The organism is Paenibacillus cellulositrophicus (assembly GCF_009363095.1).
Lineage (GTDB): Bacteria > Bacillota > Bacilli > Paenibacillales > Paenibacillaceae > Paenibacillus_AQ > Paenibacillus_AQ favisporus.
In genome coordinates this window covers 2,418,725-2,434,875 of record NZ_CP045295.1, presented here as the reverse complement: position 1 = coordinate 2,434,875, position 16,151 = coordinate 2,418,725, and the positions used below count along the sequence as shown (strand labels likewise).

General features: G+C 57.5%; 13 protein-coding genes. 9 read left to right on the top strand and 4 right to left on the bottom strand.

The genetic code is table 11. The annotated features are described in order from the left end of the window. The first annotated feature begins 5 nt into the window (after nucleotides 1–5). From GCU45_RS11005 to GCU45_RS10980, 6 genes are all read left to right on the top strand, one after another. Entirely contained in the window at nucleotides 6–2,435 is a 2,430-nt protein-coding gene (locus tag GCU45_RS11005; RefSeq protein WP_152398952.1) for an alpha-mannosidase, read from the top strand. Between the two features lies 1 nt (nucleotide 2,436). Further along, a complete protein-coding gene (locus tag GCU45_RS11000) occupies nucleotides 2,437–3,102 on the top strand; it encodes a class II aldolase/adducin family protein (RefSeq protein WP_152398951.1) in 666 nt (221 codons plus the stop codon). Continuing rightward, nucleotides 3,099–4,628, top strand: a complete 1,530-nt coding sequence (locus tag GCU45_RS10995; RefSeq protein ID WP_152398950.1) for a four-carbon acid sugar kinase family protein — start codon at nucleotides 3,099–3,101, stop codon at nucleotides 4,626–4,628. Before GCU45_RS11000 ends, GCU45_RS10995 begins: the two co-directional genes overlap by 4 nt. Beyond that, the gene (locus GCU45_RS10990; RefSeq protein ID WP_152398949.1) at nucleotides 4,612–5,241 is read left to right on the top strand and encodes a D-sedoheptulose-7-phosphate isomerase; all 630 of its coding nucleotides are present in this window, start codon (nucleotides 4,612–4,614) and stop codon (nucleotides 5,239–5,241) included. The genes GCU45_RS10995 and GCU45_RS10990 overlap by 17 nt, the downstream gene beginning before the upstream one ends. Then, complete coding sequence (locus GCU45_RS10985) at nucleotides 5,208–6,287, top strand: ROK family protein (RefSeq protein WP_244364519.1); 1,080 nt, start codon at nucleotides 5,208–5,210, stop codon at nucleotides 6,285–6,287. Before GCU45_RS10990 ends, GCU45_RS10985 begins: the two co-directional genes overlap by 34 nt. Nucleotides 6,288–6,431: 144 nt before the next feature. After that, nucleotides 6,432–8,603: a Sip1-related alpha-galactosidase gene (locus GCU45_RS10980; protein ID WP_167527115.1), complete on the top strand. Its 2,172-nt coding sequence runs from the start codon at nucleotides 6,432–6,434 to the stop codon at nucleotides 8,601–8,603. An 89-nt stretch (nucleotides 8,604–8,692) separates the two neighbouring features. On the opposite strand, the gene GCU45_RS10975 is transcribed toward GCU45_RS10980, so the two are convergent. Next, on the bottom strand, nucleotides 8,693–9,118 hold the full coding sequence (locus GCU45_RS10975; RefSeq protein ID WP_152398947.1) for an exosporium protein C: 426 nt from the start codon (nucleotides 9,116–9,118) through the stop codon (nucleotides 8,693–8,695). 429 nt (nucleotides 9,119–9,547) lie between these two features. Between GCU45_RS10975 and GCU45_RS10970 the strand changes: the two genes are divergently transcribed. Continuing rightward, nucleotides 9,548–10,426: a hypothetical protein gene (locus GCU45_RS10970; RefSeq protein ID WP_152398946.1), complete on the top strand. Its 879-nt coding sequence runs from the start codon at nucleotides 9,548–9,550 to the stop codon at nucleotides 10,424–10,426. Between the two features lie 186 nt (nucleotides 10,427–10,612). Then, nucleotides 10,613–12,106 (top strand): FGGY-family carbohydrate kinase, encoded by a 1,494-nt coding sequence (locus tag GCU45_RS10965; protein WP_152398945.1) that lies wholly within the window; start codon nucleotides 10,613–10,615, stop codon nucleotides 12,104–12,106. Nucleotides 12,107–12,140: 34 nt separating this feature from the next. On the opposite strand, the gene GCU45_RS10960 is transcribed toward GCU45_RS10965, so the two are convergent. After that, a complete protein-coding gene (locus GCU45_RS10960) occupies nucleotides 12,141–13,118 on the bottom strand; it encodes a ring-cleaving dioxygenase (RefSeq protein WP_152398944.1) in 978 nt (325 codons plus the stop codon). A gap of 409 nt (nucleotides 13,119–13,527) precedes the next feature. Further along, on the bottom strand, nucleotides 13,528–14,403 hold the full coding sequence (locus tag GCU45_RS10955; RefSeq protein WP_152398943.1) for an NmrA family NAD(P)-binding protein: 876 nt from the start codon (nucleotides 14,401–14,403) through the stop codon (nucleotides 13,528–13,530). Between the two features lie 221 nt (nucleotides 14,404–14,624). Between GCU45_RS10955 and GCU45_RS10950 the strand changes: the two genes are divergently transcribed. Then, nucleotides 14,625–15,218, top strand: a complete 594-nt coding sequence (locus GCU45_RS10950) for a TetR/AcrR family transcriptional regulator (RefSeq protein WP_152398942.1) — start codon at nucleotides 14,625–14,627, stop codon at nucleotides 15,216–15,218. Nucleotides 15,219–15,347: 129 nt separating this feature from the next. Here GCU45_RS10950 and GCU45_RS10945 read toward each other — a convergent pair whose 3' ends face one another. Beyond that, nucleotides 15,348–16,097, bottom strand: coding sequence for a class I SAM-dependent methyltransferase (locus GCU45_RS10945; RefSeq protein ID WP_152398941.1), 750 nt, complete (start codon nucleotides 16,095–16,097; stop codon nucleotides 15,348–15,350). Nucleotides 16,098–16,151 lie beyond the last annotated feature (54 nt).

Here is a 16,151-nt window from a genome sequence, read left to right as displayed (position 1 = left end):
CACGTATGAAGGACAAAAAGCTGTACATGATCGGCAATGCACATCTCGACCCGGTGTGGCTGTGGCAGTGGCAGGAGGGCTTCCAGGAAGCAAAAGCGACCTTCCGCTCGGCCCTCGACCGGATGAAGGAATCGGAGGATTTTATTTTTACGTCCAGCTCGGCGGCCATGTACGAGTGGATCGAAAACAACGAGCCCGCCATGTTCGAGGAAATCCGCGCACGCGTCAAGGAAGGCCGGTGGAACATCGTCGGCGGCTGGTGGATCCAGCCCGACTGCAACATTCCGGGGGGCGAATCCTTCGTTCGCCAGGGCTTGTACGGCCAGCGTTATTTTAAAGAACAGTTCGGGGTGACCGCCAAAGTCGGCTACAACGTCGACAGCTTTGGCCACAACGCCATGCTCCCGCAAATTTTAAAAAAGAGCGGGATGGACTACTACGTGATGATGCGCCCGATGCCGAACGAAAAAGGCCTGCCCAGCCGGCTCTTCTGGTGGCAGTCCGACGACGGGTCCAAGGTGCTGACGTTCCGCATTATGTTCGAGTACCTGTCTTGGGGCAAAGATCTGGAAAATCACGTGCGTCGCTGCCTCGGCGAGTTCAAGGAACCGCTGAACGACTTGATGCTGTTCTACGGCGTGGGCAACCACGGGGGCGGGCCGACCAAGGAAAATATCGAGAGCATTCGGCGCCTGAACGAGGAGCCGGATCTGCCGAAGCTCGAGTTCGCTACGCCTGACCGGTACTTCAAGGACATGGAAGCTTCCGGACTTGATTTTCCGGTTGTGCACGACGACCTGCAGCATCACGCCAGCGGCTGTTATGCCGCGCATTCCGGCATCAAACAGTGGAACCGCCAGGCGGAGAACCGGCTGATTGCGGCGGAGAAGTTCTCCGCGCTCGCTTCATGGATCACCGGGCAGCCGTATCCTGAGGAATTCACGCGCGCCTGGAAAAACGTGCTGTTCAACCAGTTCCATGACATCCTAGCCGGAACGAGCCTGGAACCGGCGTATGAGGACGCGAGATATTTGTTCGGAGAGGCGATGGCGATCGCCGACCGCTCGCTGAACTATGCGGTGCAGTCGCTGTCCTGGAACATCGGCATCGAGCAGGATGAAACGATGCGCCCGATCGTCGTGTTCAACCCGCACGCCTGGTCCAGCAAAGTGAACGTCGAGCTGGAGATTGGCGGAATCAAGGACAACAGCGTGCTGGTAGACGATACCGGCAAGCCGGTGCCGTTCCAGACCGTCAAGTCGCAGGCCGCGGCCAGAGGCCGCTACCGTCTGAGTTTTATGGCCGAACTGCCGCCGCTCGGATACCGGGTCTACAAGCTGTTCCTGGAATCGGCATCGCTGAAGCCGGTCGGGGAGCCGATCACGGCCAGCGATCTCGTCTTGGAAAACAGCCGCCTGCGGCTGGAGTTCGACAAGGACACGGGCTTTATCAAAAGCCTGCGGGACAAGAAGCTGGATCATGAGGTGCTGCGGGGCGAAGGGGCACGGCCGGTCATCATCGACGACACCTCGGATACGTGGAGCCACGACATGCTGCATTTTAACCGGACGGCAGGGCAGTTCAAGGCGGTGAGAGTGCTGCGCATCGAGCACGGGCCGGTCAAATCGGTCATCCGCGTAGTAAGCGAATACGGCAGCTCGCGGCTGGTGCAGGATTTTGCGATGTATCCGGACCGGGACCAAATCGACGTTCGCGTGACCGTGGACTGGCGGGAAAAGTTCAAAATGCTGAAGCTCGTCTTCCCGGTCAACTGTGTCTTCAGCCGGCATACGTACGAAATTCCTTACGGAACGATCGAGCGCGAGCATAACGGCGAGGAAGAGCCGGGCCAGAGCTGGGTGGACTATACGGGGATCGTTCCGGGATCGAACCGCGTGTACGGGCTGAGCCTGATGAATGACGCCAAGTACAGCTACAGCATCCACAACAAGGAGCTGGCTCTGACCGTGCTGCGCAGCCCGATTTACGCCCATCACGATCCTTACGTGCCGGAGGCGGACGGTGAGTATGCCTTTACCGACCAGGGCATTCAGCAGTTCAACTATTCGCTTCTTCCTCATGAAGAGGGCTGGGAGCAGGCAGGCACCGTGCGCCGGGCCGCGGAGCTGAACTGCAAGCCGGTAGCCATCATTGAAACGTATCACGAAGGAAAGCTGCCGCAGACGGATTCGTACCTGTCGGTGGACCGGGACAACATCATCGTCAGCGCTGTGAAAAAAGCGGAGGATAACGATGATCTGATCCTGCGCGTGTATGAGACGGACAAAAAGGCGACGACGGCCGAAATCAGTCTCCCGAAATGGGAGCGCAGCATCCGTGCCGATTTCAAGCCCTCGGAAATCAAAACGTTCCGCGTGCCGGCGGACAAAAGCCTTCCCGTGACAGAAACCAGCCTTCTGGAGTGGGATCTGTAATATGGGCCGCCGCGAAGAGACGGCTGCCGAGCTGCAGGCGGCCGGGAAATTTATGATGGACACGGGGCTCGCCTGGGGCAATGCGGGCAACATCAGCGCCAGGCTGGATGATTCAAGCTTCCTGATCACGGCCACGGGGACGTTTCTGGGAGAACTGGGCGAAGGAGATTTCGCCGAGTGCGTTCTGGACGGCAGAGAGGCGCCGGCAGCTGCCGGGCCCAAGCCGTCCAAGGAAGTGCCGATGCACCAGGCCGTGTATGACCTGCGGCCTGACGTCGGGGCAGTGCTGCATGCGTCACCTTTTTACAGCACGCTGTTCGCCTGCGCCGATATTCCGCTTCCCTCTGGCTTGTTTGTGGAGACGATGTACTACCTGGAGCGTGTGGAACGCGTCCGGTACGCCCATCCCGGCTCGCTGGATCTGGGGGAAGCGGTCAGGGAGAAGGCGAAACAGGCCAATGTGCTGCTGCTGGAGCACCACGGGGTACTGGTCTATGACACCAGCATCAAGGAAGCGCGGATGGCGCTGCAGACGCTCGAAATGGCCTGCCGGATGGTGATTGAATCCGGGAATGCGGGCGTACGTCTGCAGGAGCTGCCGGATCCGGTCCGGCAGGACTTCCTGGAGCGCTCCGGCTACCGGCCGCGGAGGAGGTGGGACGGATGATCGGCGTCATTGCCGACGACATTACCGGGGCGAACGACATCGGCATCATGTTCGCCAAGGCGGGCTTGACGTCGCATGTGTATCCGGCGGATGAGCTCCGGCACGGTCTGCCGGATCCGCAGCCGGATGTGCTCGTGGTGGACACGAACTCGCGGCTCGATACCGCGGATCAGGCTTACGCCAAGGTGTACACGGCTACCGTCGCCCTGCGCGCCGCTGGATGCACACGGCTGGTCAACAAAACGTGTTCGGTCTTCCGCGGCAACATCGGAGCGGAATTCGACGCCATGCTGGATGCGGTGCCCGCCGCGTTCGCGGTTGTCGTGCTCGGATTTCCGAAGAACGGCCGCGTCACGTTGGACGGCGTCCATTACGTTCACGGCAAGCCGCTGGCCGAATCCGAATTCCGGCATGATCCGGTACATCCGATGCAGGAGTCGGAGCTGACGGCGATCCTGCAGGCGCAGACGGAGCGGAAGGTGGCGATGCTGCCGATCGGCGTGGTGGAGCAGGGCGCCGAAGTTCTACGCGGGGAAATCAACCGGATGCGGGGCGAATGTGCCTACCTGATTCTCGACGTCCGCGATCAGCAGTCGCTGCGAATCATCGCCGAGGCGGTACTGGATGAGCCGCTGCTGTGCGGCAGTTCCGGCCTCTATGAGGAGCTCGCGCCGCTGCTGAAGCGTGCGGATGTGGACCGGGAAAGCTCAGATCGATCCACTACCGGGCCTGTGGAAAATGGGGCGCTGTACAAAAGGGCTGACCTGGGAGCAGATGAAGAAGAACGAACAGGGAAGAACTTGGCCTCTGCCGGGACCGGGCCGGATGGCGGGCAAGTTGATAGGGCGGCTGCTTACCTTATTGAAAATAGCGGGTTACTGAGCAAAGATGCAGACGCCTCACAGGACAACGCAGGCTCAGCCGGTAATGCCACACGGGGCGAAGGGGTGCTGCTCGCGGCAGGCAGCCTGATGCCGCAAACCGCGGCGCAGATTGCTTGCGCCCGGGAGGCGGGTGTAACGATCATCGAGCTCGATTCTTTGCTTCTGCTGGAACCGACACGTAAGAACGGGCACATCGCCGATGTCGTGCGGCGGGCCGGCGCGAAGCTGGCAGCCGGACGCGATGTGCTGATCCATGCATCGAACGATGCTGGCAAGCTGGCAGCGACCCGCAAGCGGGCGGAGGAGCTCGGCCTGTCGGGTACGGTGCTCTCACGCATCGTCTCGGATGAGCTGGCCGGCGCTGTAGCCGATGTCGCGGTGCGTACCGGTCAGCGCCGGGTCGTCATCGCCGGCGGGGAAACCTCTGCTGCCGTATGCGGCCGGCTGGGCGTCACCGGGCTGCGGGTGCTGGAAGAGATTGAGCCGGGGCTGCCCTCCTGCATGTCGCTGGACGGCAAGGCGCGTCTGCTGGTGTTGAAATCGGGCAGCTTCGGCAGCCCTGAGTTTATCGTCAAAGCCATCGAACATTTGAAGGGAATGAACATCCATGGGGAGAGTGACTGCGATGAGCGCGATCTTTGAGCAGCTGTTTGCGAAATATCCGGATCTTCAGCCGTGCCGGGACGCGGTTTGGCAGGCGTACGAGGCGATGGAGGCTTCTTTTCGCCGGGGAGGCAAAATGCTCCTCGCCGGCAACGGCGGCAGCGCCGCCGACTGCGAGCATGTCGTGGGCGAGCTGATGAAGGGATTTATGCTGAAGCGGACTTTGCCGCCGGCCGAACGCGATAAGATGCTCATTCACGGCGAGGAAGGCGCTTATATCGCCGACCGGCTGCAGGGTGCGCTGCCGGCCATCTCTCTCGTCAGCCAGAGCGGCCTGTCGACCGCGTTCATCAACGACGTTGCCGCCGATATGGCGGTGGCCCAGCAGGTGTACGGCTATGGCCGGCCGGAGGATACGCTGGTCGTGTTCAGCACGTCCGGCAACTCGGCGAATGTGGTTCGTGCCGTTCAGGTGGCCAAATCCCTCGGGATGACCACGATCGGCCTGACCGGCCGCACCGGCGGACGCCTGAAGGAGCTGTGCGACATTGCCGTCTGCGTTCCTTACGACGGCACGCCGGATATCCAGGAAAGGCATCTGCCGATTTACCATACACTGTGCATGATGCTGGAGGAGAAATTTTTCGCATGAGCACGCTGCTGGGAGGCCTCGATATCGGCGGAACGAAGTGCGCAGCCGTGCTTGGCAGGGCGGAAGGCGACCGGATCGAAATCGTGGGCAAGCGCAGCTTCCCGACGCCGGACACGCCGGAGGAAGCGCTGGCGTCGCTGTGCGACGAGCTGGCCGGCCTGGCCGCTTCGGCCGGCGGGGGCGAGCCGCTTGCGGCCGTCGGCGTCAGTTGCGGCGGCCCGCTTGACAGCCGGCGGGGACTAATTCTCTCCCCGCCGAACCTGCCCGGCTGGGACGGCATCGACGTCCTCACGCCGCTCCGGGAGCGCTTCGGCGTACCCGCCGCGCTCCAAAACGACGCCAACGCCTGCGCCCTCGCCGAATGGCGGTGGGGGGCCGGGCGCGGCGCGTCCAGCATGATCTTCCTGACCTTCGGGACAGGAATGGGTGCGGGTCTGATCCTGAACGGAGCGCTGTATGCCGGCACAAGTGACATGGCCGGTGAGGTCGGCCATATCCGCCTGGCGGAGGAGGGGCCGGTCGGCTACGGCAAGGCCGGCTCTTTTGAGGGCTTTTGCAGCGGCGGGGGCATTGCCCGCCTGTTTGCCGGTTTGAAGGAAGCGGCGGCAGAGACTGCCGCGCAATCCTCCGCCGGCGCCGGAGGGATGGCCCCGCAATCCGGAGGGAGCGGGGAGGCTGCATGGACGGCGAAGGACGTGTTTGAGGCGGCCGCCGCCGGGGAGGCGCTGGCGCGCCATGCGGTGGGCATCATCGGCCGCAAGCTCGGCCGGGGCCTGGCCGTCCTCGTCGATACGCTCAATCCGGAGCGGATCGTAATCGGCAGCATCTATGCGCGCCAGGAGCAGGTGCTCCGGCCGCTCGTGCTGGAGGAGCTGCGGCGTGAAGCGCTGCCGGGGACGCTCGCGGCCTGCCGGATTCTGCCGTCGGAGCTCGGCGAGCATGTCGGGGATGCGGCCAGCTTGTCCGTTGCGCTTCACGCGCTGGGGGAGCATGAACGAGGGAATAACGGATCCGGGAAACCGAAGGTGGATCCGGCGAACTTTTAATATATGATAACAGGTTCATCACAACGTTGTGATACAGGATTCGTGTCCTGAAGGCATGGAAGTGCACAGCCCTCAGGCCTTTGTCGTATGGATAGTTGGAAGATGGCATGTTCGTCATTTTGGGAGCAGCAGGGGGAATCGTTGATGAGTATCGAAGGGCAAGGTGCGTTTCAATCCAGTGAAAACCTTGGGGCGGACGGCGTAGAGAAAGCTCTGCTCTGGCCGTTTGGCCTTTCCGTTCGGCTTCAATCGGGGACGGAAGCGGTTCGGCTGCAGCTGACAGGGTCAGAAACAGAGAAAGGTTCGACGGAAAAGGAGATTTTTGAAGAGACCCGGTTTCACTACCGAAGCGAAGATGAGTCCATTCAAGCCCGGATTTTTGTGCGCGAGAAGGCAGGCGGCACGATGCTGGTATCCGTGGAAGCCGGCATCGCCAATGAAAATGATTTCGGCAAGCAGCGCTCGTTCGCAGGGGAGCATGCGGTCATGCTGACGCTGCGGCCCGTTGGGCAGATCGAGGGGCTGATGGCCAACTACCAGCATAAGGACTGGTGGACCCGCCCTCATTTTAGCACCGATCTGGCCGGTTTGCCGGAGAAAATGCAGTCATTGCTGTGGAAGACAGCAGGCAAATACGGCCACCTGCTTCCGGTGACGGGACCGGTGTGGCGTGCGGATGCCGCCGGATCCGAGGAAGGGATTACGCTTCGATTATCCGCTTATGAGGAAGGGCATACCCGCTGTGAAGCGCTGGTGTTTGCCTTTGCGGCCGGGAGCGATCCATACGATCTCGTCAAGCGCAATGTAGCTTCCGCGCTGAAAGAGCTGGATTATCCGACGCTGCCGAGGGAACAGAAGCCGTTTCCGGCGATGCTGGACAAGCTCGGTTGGTGCAGCTGGGATGCTTTTTACCATCAGGTCAGCGAAGAAGGGCTGCTGGCCAAAGCCGCCGAGCTGCAGCAGCTTGGGCTGCCGGTCGGCTGGGTGATGATCGACGACGGCTGGTCCGATATTTCTGCGGGCAAGCTGTCTTCCTTTGAAGCGGATCCCGTCAAATTTCCCGGCGGTTTGAAGCGTGCCGTGCATGCACTGAAGGAACGGTATGGCATCCGCCACGTCGGGGTATGGCACACCATCGCCGGTTACTGGGGCGGCATTCTGGAGGACAGCCCGATCGCCAGAACGTATGCGGACCATCTGTACCGGGTGCCCCGGGGCAATCTCATCCCTTATCCGGAAGCCGGCAAAGGCTTTGCCTTCTGGCATGCCTGGCACGGATTTTTGCGCCGCCAGGGCGTCGATTTCGTCAAGGTGGATAGCCAAAGCGCGGTTCTGAACTACTTGCAGGGACGTATGCCCATCGGCGAAGCTGCCGCCGCTGCGCACGAGGCGCTGGAGGCTTCGGTTGCGCTGCATTTTGACGGGACGATCATCAACTGCATGGGCATGGCGTCCGAAAATATATGGCACCGGCCGAAGTCGGCCGTTTCGCGCAACAGCGACGATTTTGTGCCGCAGGAGAAGCGCGGTTTTCCGGAGCATGCGCTGCAGAACGGCTACAATTCCTTTTACCATGGGGCCTTTTACTGGGGAGACTGGGATATGTACTGGTCCAAAAACCACGACGACGTGCAAAGTGCGGTGCTGCGCGCGGTGAGCGGAGGTCCGGTCTATATCAGTGACGCTCCGGGAAATACCGATCCGTCGCGCATCTGGCCTTTGATCTATGCAGACGGCGCCGTCATCCGCTGCGACGAGACGGCCAATCCGACCCCGGACTGCCTGCTGCTGAATCCGGCCGAAGAGCACGTTCCTTTTAAACTGTGGAACCGGGCGGGCAGCGCAGGGGTTGTGGCTGCCTTTCATATCAGTGGGGATTCTGCTCAGGTTATGGGTTCGATCGGACCGGCCGATGTGCCGGGACTCGGCGGCTTGGAATTTGCCGTGTACGACCATTTTGCCGGCAAGGGCTGGCTGATGCGTGCCGACGAGCAGACCCCGATCCGTCTGGAGGAAGGAGGCTGCGCCCTCTATGCGGTCGTCCCGGTTACGGGCAGCGTTAACCCGGTTGGGCTGGCTGACAAATACATTTCGCCAGCGGCGGTTGCCGGGTGTACTGAGGTAGGCAAGGTAACCAACGTCCGCTTGCGGGAAGGCGGCCGGTTCGTGTTTGCCTCCAAAACGGCGCCTTTAAGCGTTACCGCAAACGGCCTGATGGTAGAGGCAACTCCGATCGGGGGCGAACCCGGTGATTTCTATGAGGTTCTTTGCGGGGAGCCCGGTCAAGCGGTGCAGATCGAAATCGTCTCGGCGTAAAAGCCGCATGAAGGCTTTGAAGAAAAAAATAGAAAAGCAGCAGTTCATCTCATGACGAACGAGCTGCTTTTGCTATTTTCGCTGCGACATTAAGTTCTGGTTTTAACGGCTAAACCACTGAACGATATCGGCCCTACAACATCGACTCTTGTATTTGCCGTTGTATTTTCGGCGGTAACCGTGTACACATGGGAACCCGATCTTACATTTCGATCTTCCGCTTGGAACGTCACAACATAGTTTTGTTCAGAGCCAACGGATTCAATGCCTTGCAGCGTATTGAAAATCTCTCTTCCATCGCGGAAGACTCTAAACAGAACTTGTGCAATACCTGTGACACCCCGAACGCCTACGGTTGCTACTAAATCTACCCTATTAGGTTGAGCGTTCGCCGGAATCCGTAACGTGATCGAAGCAAGCCGGGATTTTGCCGGTGAACGCCGAATCGTAAAAGCGTTTGTCAGACTGAATCTGCGGCGCGGCTGAGAGGTGGCTTTATCGAGAATACGTGCCAATCATATCAACTCCTTTGGTTTGATAGTTCTACGATATGTTGAACAATGAGAGAACGATTGGACGATGAATATGGAGAATTGAAGTTGATGCAAATATATTGGTATTTTCCTTGCCTCCTTATCTTCCGGATTTATGGATCACCCTCCGCTGGACTCGTTGACTGCCGTATAGGTACAAATTCATATAAATAGGAGGAGCTGAGGTAATTTGCAGTGTGTTGGTACTTTTAGAAAAATATTACCAGCAAGACCTATTTTGAAAACCGCTATCGGCACATCGGATTTAAAATTTTATAGACGAAAAGAATCATTTTTCCGGGAAATTTGATGAAATGGATGTACGCAGTGTGCGGTCTAGTATACGATCAAACGGAGCTTTTGGCTGATTCCATGAATAAAGTCGAATGAAATGATAACGGAGGGATAGCAATGAAAATATCGAAGTCGATGATCGCAAAGATAATACTTGGGGGCGTCTGCTTGGTAGGCATCGGATGCACCGACCGAACATTGAGCTCGGCAGATGGCGTGTTGGATCAAACGAAACAGAACGGCAGCGAAATCGTCGTTCCGCATAATGAGCGCTTGTTTTTGTCCACCGACAAGAAGTGGATTAATGAGGAAGGGCATCAGTCCGACCTGATCCGGCTGCAGTGGACGGCCGACCGCGCCAAGCCCGCGATTGCCTGGGCCGACGAAAAAGGGAAGGACAAGACCGCCATCATCTCCCACGACAAAGCAAATAACCCCGAGCAGCATGACCATAAACACCTCTCGTTTGAGACGACGATGTCGCCGGACGGTCAATATGCGGACCAGCTGTTCACGCGGCTGGAAATTCCCTACGACATGGACGTCAGCGAAATCCGGACCCAATCATCCAATTTTAATGTGATGAACGGCATCCTGCGGGTTGCGGGCGAAACCGGGTCGAACCGGGACCTCCAGTTCAGCGTTGCCGGCGAAGACAACAAAACGACACCGAGATGGGCAGTACGGGCGGACAGCACGAAAGAGAAGGGCGGCAACACAGGGTCCGACCTCCAATTCGTCCGCTATGGCGACGACGGCGAAGTGGTCGATTCCCCGCTGACGATGCAGCGGAGCGACGGCAATGTCGGAATCGGCACCGATAAACCGGACACCAAGCTGGATGTGAACGGAGACAAGCTCCGCATCCGTGAGAAGCATACGCCGAAATCATCCACCGAGCCTTGCAGTCAGGGACAAATGGCCTGGGACGACCAGTACGTATATGTGTGCGTTGCCCAAGACAACTGGAAGCGGACGGAACTCTCGTCCTGGTAAGGACTGCTCTCCCAGGCGGATGCTGGATACCCCGGCAGCGTATGCTGTTGGGGGCAGTGGGGCTGTGTGATGCACGTCCCGGGCTGGGAGGGTGTTATCTTCAAATCCTACATGCTACGATTGGGATATAAAAAAATATACATAAGGCTCCCGTAGAGGAGCCCTTTTTGGAGAGGAGGAATCGGGATGCTGCTTTCTTTGGATATCGGCACGACTCATATCAAAGCAGGGGTGTTCGGGAACGACGGCTCGGAAATGGCTGTCGTCTCGGCACCGAACCCGAAGGCGCAGGGCCCCTCCGGTACCACTGTCTATGACCCGGATGTGCTGTGGGAGACCGCGGCCGGTTTGATCCAGCAGGCGGTAGAGCGTCTTAGAGAGCGGGACGAAGCGATCGATGCCGTCGGGATTACGAGCATGGCGGAGAGCGGCCTGCTGCTGAATCCAGCGGATGGGAGAGCGCGCACTCCGATGCTGCCCTGGTTCGAAACCTGCTCGGCACCGCAGGCGGAGCGGATCAGGCAGGAGGTGGATGAACGGGAGCTCTTCCGCATGACCGGATTGCGCCCGTCGTTCAAACACGGCCTGCCGAAGCTGCTGTGGCTGCGGGAAGCGTACCCGGACGCCTTTGACGGAAGCGTATGGCTGTCCGCCGCGTCATACATCGCTTACCGGCTGACCGGCAGGATCGCCGAGGATGAGACGCTGGCGGCCAGAACCTACGCATACCGGATTGACAGCCGCGCCTGGAATGAGCCGCTGATCCGCAGCTTCGGGCTGGATCCGCAGCTGTTTCCGCCCATTCAGCCGGCGGGAACGCTGGTCGGCACGGTGCTGCCGGCCATGAACGGACTGGGCCTCGGCGAAGCCCCGGTCGTCCTGGCCGGACATGACCATGTGTGCGCCTCGCTGGCCTGTCCGGACGGCCCGGACAGCACGTACAATTCGATGGGAACCGCCGAAACGCTGGTCGGGACGTTCCCCCTGCGTCCCCTGGGGGATGCCGACGATGCATCGGGCTTGTCTTTCGGCATTCATCCGGTGCCGGGCCGCATGTACTGGATGGGAGGACATTCTTCGTCCGGCGGTTCGGTGGAGTGGGCCCGCGAAGCCTTATCGGATGCCGGCATGTCCTACCCGGATATGATGCGGCTGCTGGATGAGGCGGGCGGGCAGCCCACCGGCATTTTGTATTATCCGTATTTGACCGGAAGCGGCGCCCCCCATCCCGAGCCCGGCGCCCGTGCCGCATTCATCGGCTTGGACGCCAAGCATAAGAAGGGGGACGTGATCCGGGCGGTGCTGGAAGGAAACGCCTATCAGCTGGAGCTGCTGCGGGAGCGCGCCGAACGGGTCGGCGGCAGTCCGATCCGGCGGATGCACGTGGTCGGCGGCGGAGCCCGGAACAGCCACTGGCTGCAGATCAAGGCCGATGTCTCAGGCGTCCGCCTGACCATGACCGGCGCAGCGGAGGCTTCGCTGCTCGGGGCTGCCCTGGCCGCTGCCGTCGGGGCCGGTCTGTACCCGTCCTTTCGCGAAGCGGCTGCTGCCGTAACCTACCCCGAGGCGAAGGTGTACGAACCTGATTCGGAACGCCATCTGATGTACCGGAAGCTGTACGAGCAAGGCTTTCTTGGCCTGCTTCAGCCCTTGCTGTCCTATTACAAAAGCAGCTCCTGACCGAAATCAGGAGCTGCTTTTTTTAACTAACGCCTTATTCTTTTGTAAATTCAATCGTGCTGCGCACGGTGTCAATCGGACGCACCAGCTTTTCGATCTGCTCGCGTTTCGGCTCCAGGAATGGAGGCAGGGACAGCTTTTCGCCCAGCGTTTCGTAAGGCTCGTCGCCCATAAAGCCAGGGCCGTCGGTCGCCAGCTCGAACAGAATTTGCGGCGCCACCCGGGCATACAGCGACTCGAAGAAGTGACGATTCACGTAACCTGAAGTCGAGAACCCGAATTCGTCCAGGCGGGTAATCCATTGTTCCAGCACGGAGCGGTCCTCGACGCGGAATGCCGCGTGATGCACCGTACCGAAGCCTTGGCGGGCCGGCGGCAGCACCGCATTATATTCCACGACGACCTGAGCCCCATTGCCGCCTTCACCGACTTCAAAGAGGTGGTAGGAGCCTTCCTGGCCGATTTCTTTGAACTCGAACACTTTCTCCAGCATTTCTTTGAAATAATCGAAATTGGCGATTCTCACAAAGACCGGGCCCAAGCCCGTGATGGCGTACTCCAGCGGAATTGGCCCTTTTTCCCACGGCGTTCCGGAAGGAACACCCTCGTTGTGCTCGTCGGAAATGAGCTGGTACTGCTGGTCGTCGAAGTCGACGAAAGAGAGCGTCTTTTTACCAAACATCTCTTTAATGCCGTAATGCTGAACGTTCAGGCGGTCAAAGCGCTTCACCCAGTAGCTCAGTGCCGCATCGCTCGGAACGCGGAACGACGTTTTGGCGATTTCGTTGGTGCCGTGAACGCCTTTCGGAATGCCGGGAAAATCAAAGAATGTCATGTCGGTTCCCGCGCTTCCTTTGTCATCGGCAAAGAACAAATGATAAGTCTGGATGTCGTCCTGGTTTACCGTTTTTTTGACCAGGCGCATGCCCAGCACATAGGTGAAAAACTGATAGTTTTTTTCCGCGCTGCTCGTAATCGCAGTCACGTGGTGAATTCCTTTTAATCCGTTCATGATAATTCCTCCTTATAATTAAGCTTCCCTTAAAACTGTTTTTCCATGAATGAAATGGCTTGCGCCAATTCCTTGTTATAAAGAATCTTTAATTTAAGATAAATATAGCACGTTGTTTCCGATGTGTCAAACGTTTGGCGATTCATCGGCGAAAACAATAGTATTCTATGGCAAATTCGAGATAAAACGTGGGGCCTGAACGAATTCGTCCACCCGAACCCATAAGAAAAACGTCTATCGACGTACCTTCAAAGAAGACAGACCGCATGTAGCTGAAGTTTTTCTTGCGATTATAGAATGGTTCAGCTTCGCAGAAATTTATAAATTCTATAATCATCATAAAAACCCGGTATCACTGGACGCCGGGTTTCGCATGCATAGATTTCTTTTGGTCATTTTTCAAGGGACATCAGGGGGCTAGTACAACCGGCTTGAACACCTCTTCACACCATGTGCGGAAGCTGGTGTCCGAAGGCTGTGCCTTTTGTAAATCGTCGTTGTAGATGCCTTCATTTTGGGCAATGACCATATCCATGTAATCCTTGACCCAAGCCTCCGTTCCAAACCGAGATAGGGTAGCTTTATACTCAGCAATGGAAACCTGCTGAAAGCGAATCGGACGCTCGAGCACTTCAGACAAGACATGCGCCATTTCATTGGGTGTTAAAGAATCGGGGCTGACGACCGGGACACTGTCTTGACCGCTCCAGGATTCATCAAGCAAGAGTGCTGCTGCTGTCGAGGCGATATCCCGGGTAGCGCAGAGCGGGAGCACCTGATCTCCAGCCATAGGCATATAGAACGTCCCGTGGCTTTTGATGGATTCCAGATCATGGAACATATTTTCCATAAAGTACGGCATACGCAGTGAGCGATAGCTTACACCTGTGCTTTCGATGAGAGCGTCCATCTCAAACGCTGCGGTTAATATCCCGGCATGTCTGCCGAAGCCACGCCCCAAGCTGGACACGCCCACCACTCTTTTCACTCCAAGGCTCTGGATGGCTTGGCAAGCCGGTCTGGTGAAATTCAAATAGTATTCCGTGGAGTTCCCCGATCGAGGGTTCGGAGGCACCAGCCAAAGAACACTCTCTGCACCTGCGAATGCTTTCGAGACGACATCCAGGTCATCGTGTGATCCCTGAAAGACTTCAACACGGTCGCGCACCCGCTGCGGCAGCCGGGAAGGGTCCCGGGCAATGACACGGATCGGCTTCCCGCTATCAACGATTCGTTCAAGGACTTGCTGGCCGATTTGACCGGTGGGAGTCGTAATAACTATCATGAACAATTCATCCTTTCATAGGTTATGGCTGGCCCAACTTATTAGAGAGAGCAGCTAATTAACAGTGTTGTTTAAGCGTCATTTTCGGCTAAACTATACTGTATAAATGATATTAATTTGGTTCAGCCATGCAGGCAATCAGCAGCAAGCCGTTTTCGTTGTGTAGGCAACATCTGCACGATTATGTTGTTTATTAGGTTATAAGTCCAAGGAGTGATAGCATGCCAGTAAACCCAAACGATCCCCGCGTCAAGCGCACGCGTCAGTTATTACTGCAATCCTTTATGGAGCTGATCGAGCAAAAGAAAAATATTTACTCCATTTCCGTGCAGGACATTACCGATCGCGCGACGGTTAATCGGGCCACATTTTATGCGCATTTCGAAGATAAGTATGCTTTCCTGGAGTGTTGGATGAGGCAAAAATTCCAAAAGAAACTGGAGAGGGAATTACCTAATCATTCCATATCCAATATGAGCAGCTTGCGGTCTTTGATTCAAATCGTTTTTGATTTTCTTGCCCTTACCCGGCAATATATGATTCGTACTCCGGAGAACAGTCCGTATGAACCGCTGTTTGAAAGCGCCATTCATAAAGAACTCTATCATCTCCTGTTCACATGGCTGAGCGAAGAAGCGAAGGCGCCGGAGGCAAAAAAAGCTGTGGAATCCACGGCTCTCCTCATAAGCTGGGGCATATTGGGGACAGCCATTCAGTGGAGCAGAGACCCTGAACATCGCCCGGCGGAGGAGATGGTGCAGGAGATGCTGGTTGTCGTGGCGGCGGGATTGGCTCCCGTTTTGGAACAATCTTAAAAGGATGATCGCTAACGGAGGGCATAAATAATACGATGTTAAAAGACAGCAGCCGACCATAATGATCAGCTGCTGCCTGTGCGCTAAGGAGGCTATGAAGATGAAGAAACGGATTCTAGCCATAAACATTCATTTATAAGCGATGATCATAAACCGGTCGGCATTCGTCTGGATTCCTTTCGGCGTCTGGTGTTCGGCAATAAAGCGGTGCAGCGTCTGAAAATCCGACTCCGTCTGTCCAAAGCCGGGGATGATCGGGGTGTGCTTCAGCAAAAAGATCAAGTCTTCGGCCGTCGCATAATACTCCAACGCATCGTATTGCCGGCAATCGATCTGCCGGAATCCGGCTTCCTTCAGTTCGACGGCATACCGCTCCATAAGCGTTCCCCGCTTGGCATTCCCGGATTGGCCTCTGCCGAAAGCTTGTGCCAGATTGCGTTTATCACTTTCGCCGACCTGCTGGGTGAGGAACACTCCGTCATCGGTCAGCACCCTGGCCACTTCGGCCGCATTGAACTCCGAATGCCTGCAGCTGATCACCTGAAAGAATCGGTCAGGAAAACCGAGCTTGGAAGCTTCCATCGGCAAGAAGCGGATGTTGGACCTACCGGATTGTTCCCGGTTCCGGTTGGCGGTATGAATCATGGCTGCCGAATGGTCGATGCCGATCAGAAGCAGGGCCGCATCCGCCAAGCGCAGCAGAGCCTCGCCGCCTCCGGTGCCGATATCCAGTAAAATATCTCCGGCCTTACAGCGGGAGGAAACTTCGCTCCAAAAATTCCACAGGGCATTTTCAACAGTCACGCTCAATCGGCTGAAATCCCAGCCGTTCATTTGGCCGACTTCATTGTAAAATTTTTTATAATCAAAAGAATCCATAGATTGTTCCACCTTTCAAAAAGTAAGAGAATAGTGACGCGTGCAGACGTTGCC

What these genes read in the sequence shown, in the direction of transcription:
- GCU45_RS10995 (WP_152398950.1), top strand. Translation starts at nt 3,099, where the DNA reads ATGATCGGCGTCATTGCCGACGACATTACCGGGGCGAACGACATCGGC.
- GCU45_RS11005 (WP_152398952.1), top strand. Translation starts at nt 6, where the DNA reads ATGAAGGACAAAAAGCTGTACATGATCGGCAATGCACATCTCGACCCG.
- GCU45_RS10980 (WP_167527115.1), top strand. Translation starts at nt 6,432, where the DNA reads ATGAGTATCGAAGGGCAAGGTGCGTTTCAATCCAGTGAAAACCTTGGG.
- GCU45_RS11000 (WP_152398951.1), top strand. Translation starts at nt 2,437, where the DNA reads ATGGGCCGCCGCGAAGAGACGGCTGCCGAGCTGCAGGCGGCCGGGAAA.
- GCU45_RS10960 (WP_152398944.1), bottom strand. Translation starts at nt 13,118, where the DNA reads ATGAACGGATTAAAAGGAATTCACCACGTGACTGCGATTACGAGCAGC.
- GCU45_RS10950 (WP_152398942.1), top strand. Translation starts at nt 14,625, where the DNA reads ATGCCAGTAAACCCAAACGATCCCCGCGTCAAGCGCACGCGTCAGTTA.
- GCU45_RS10945 (WP_152398941.1), bottom strand. Translation starts at nt 16,097, where the DNA reads ATGGATTCTTTTGATTATAAAAAATTTTACAATGAAGTCGGCCAAATG.
- GCU45_RS10990 (WP_152398949.1), top strand. Translation starts at nt 4,612, where the DNA reads ATGAGCGCGATCTTTGAGCAGCTGTTTGCGAAATATCCGGATCTTCAG.
- GCU45_RS10955 (WP_152398943.1), bottom strand. Translation starts at nt 14,403, where the DNA reads ATGATAGTTATTACGACTCCCACCGGTCAAATCGGCCAGCAAGTCCTT.
- GCU45_RS10965 (WP_152398945.1), top strand. Translation starts at nt 10,613, where the DNA reads ATGCTGCTTTCTTTGGATATCGGCACGACTCATATCAAAGCAGGGGTG.
- GCU45_RS10970 (WP_152398946.1), top strand. Translation starts at nt 9,548, where the DNA reads ATGAAAATATCGAAGTCGATGATCGCAAAGATAATACTTGGGGGCGTC.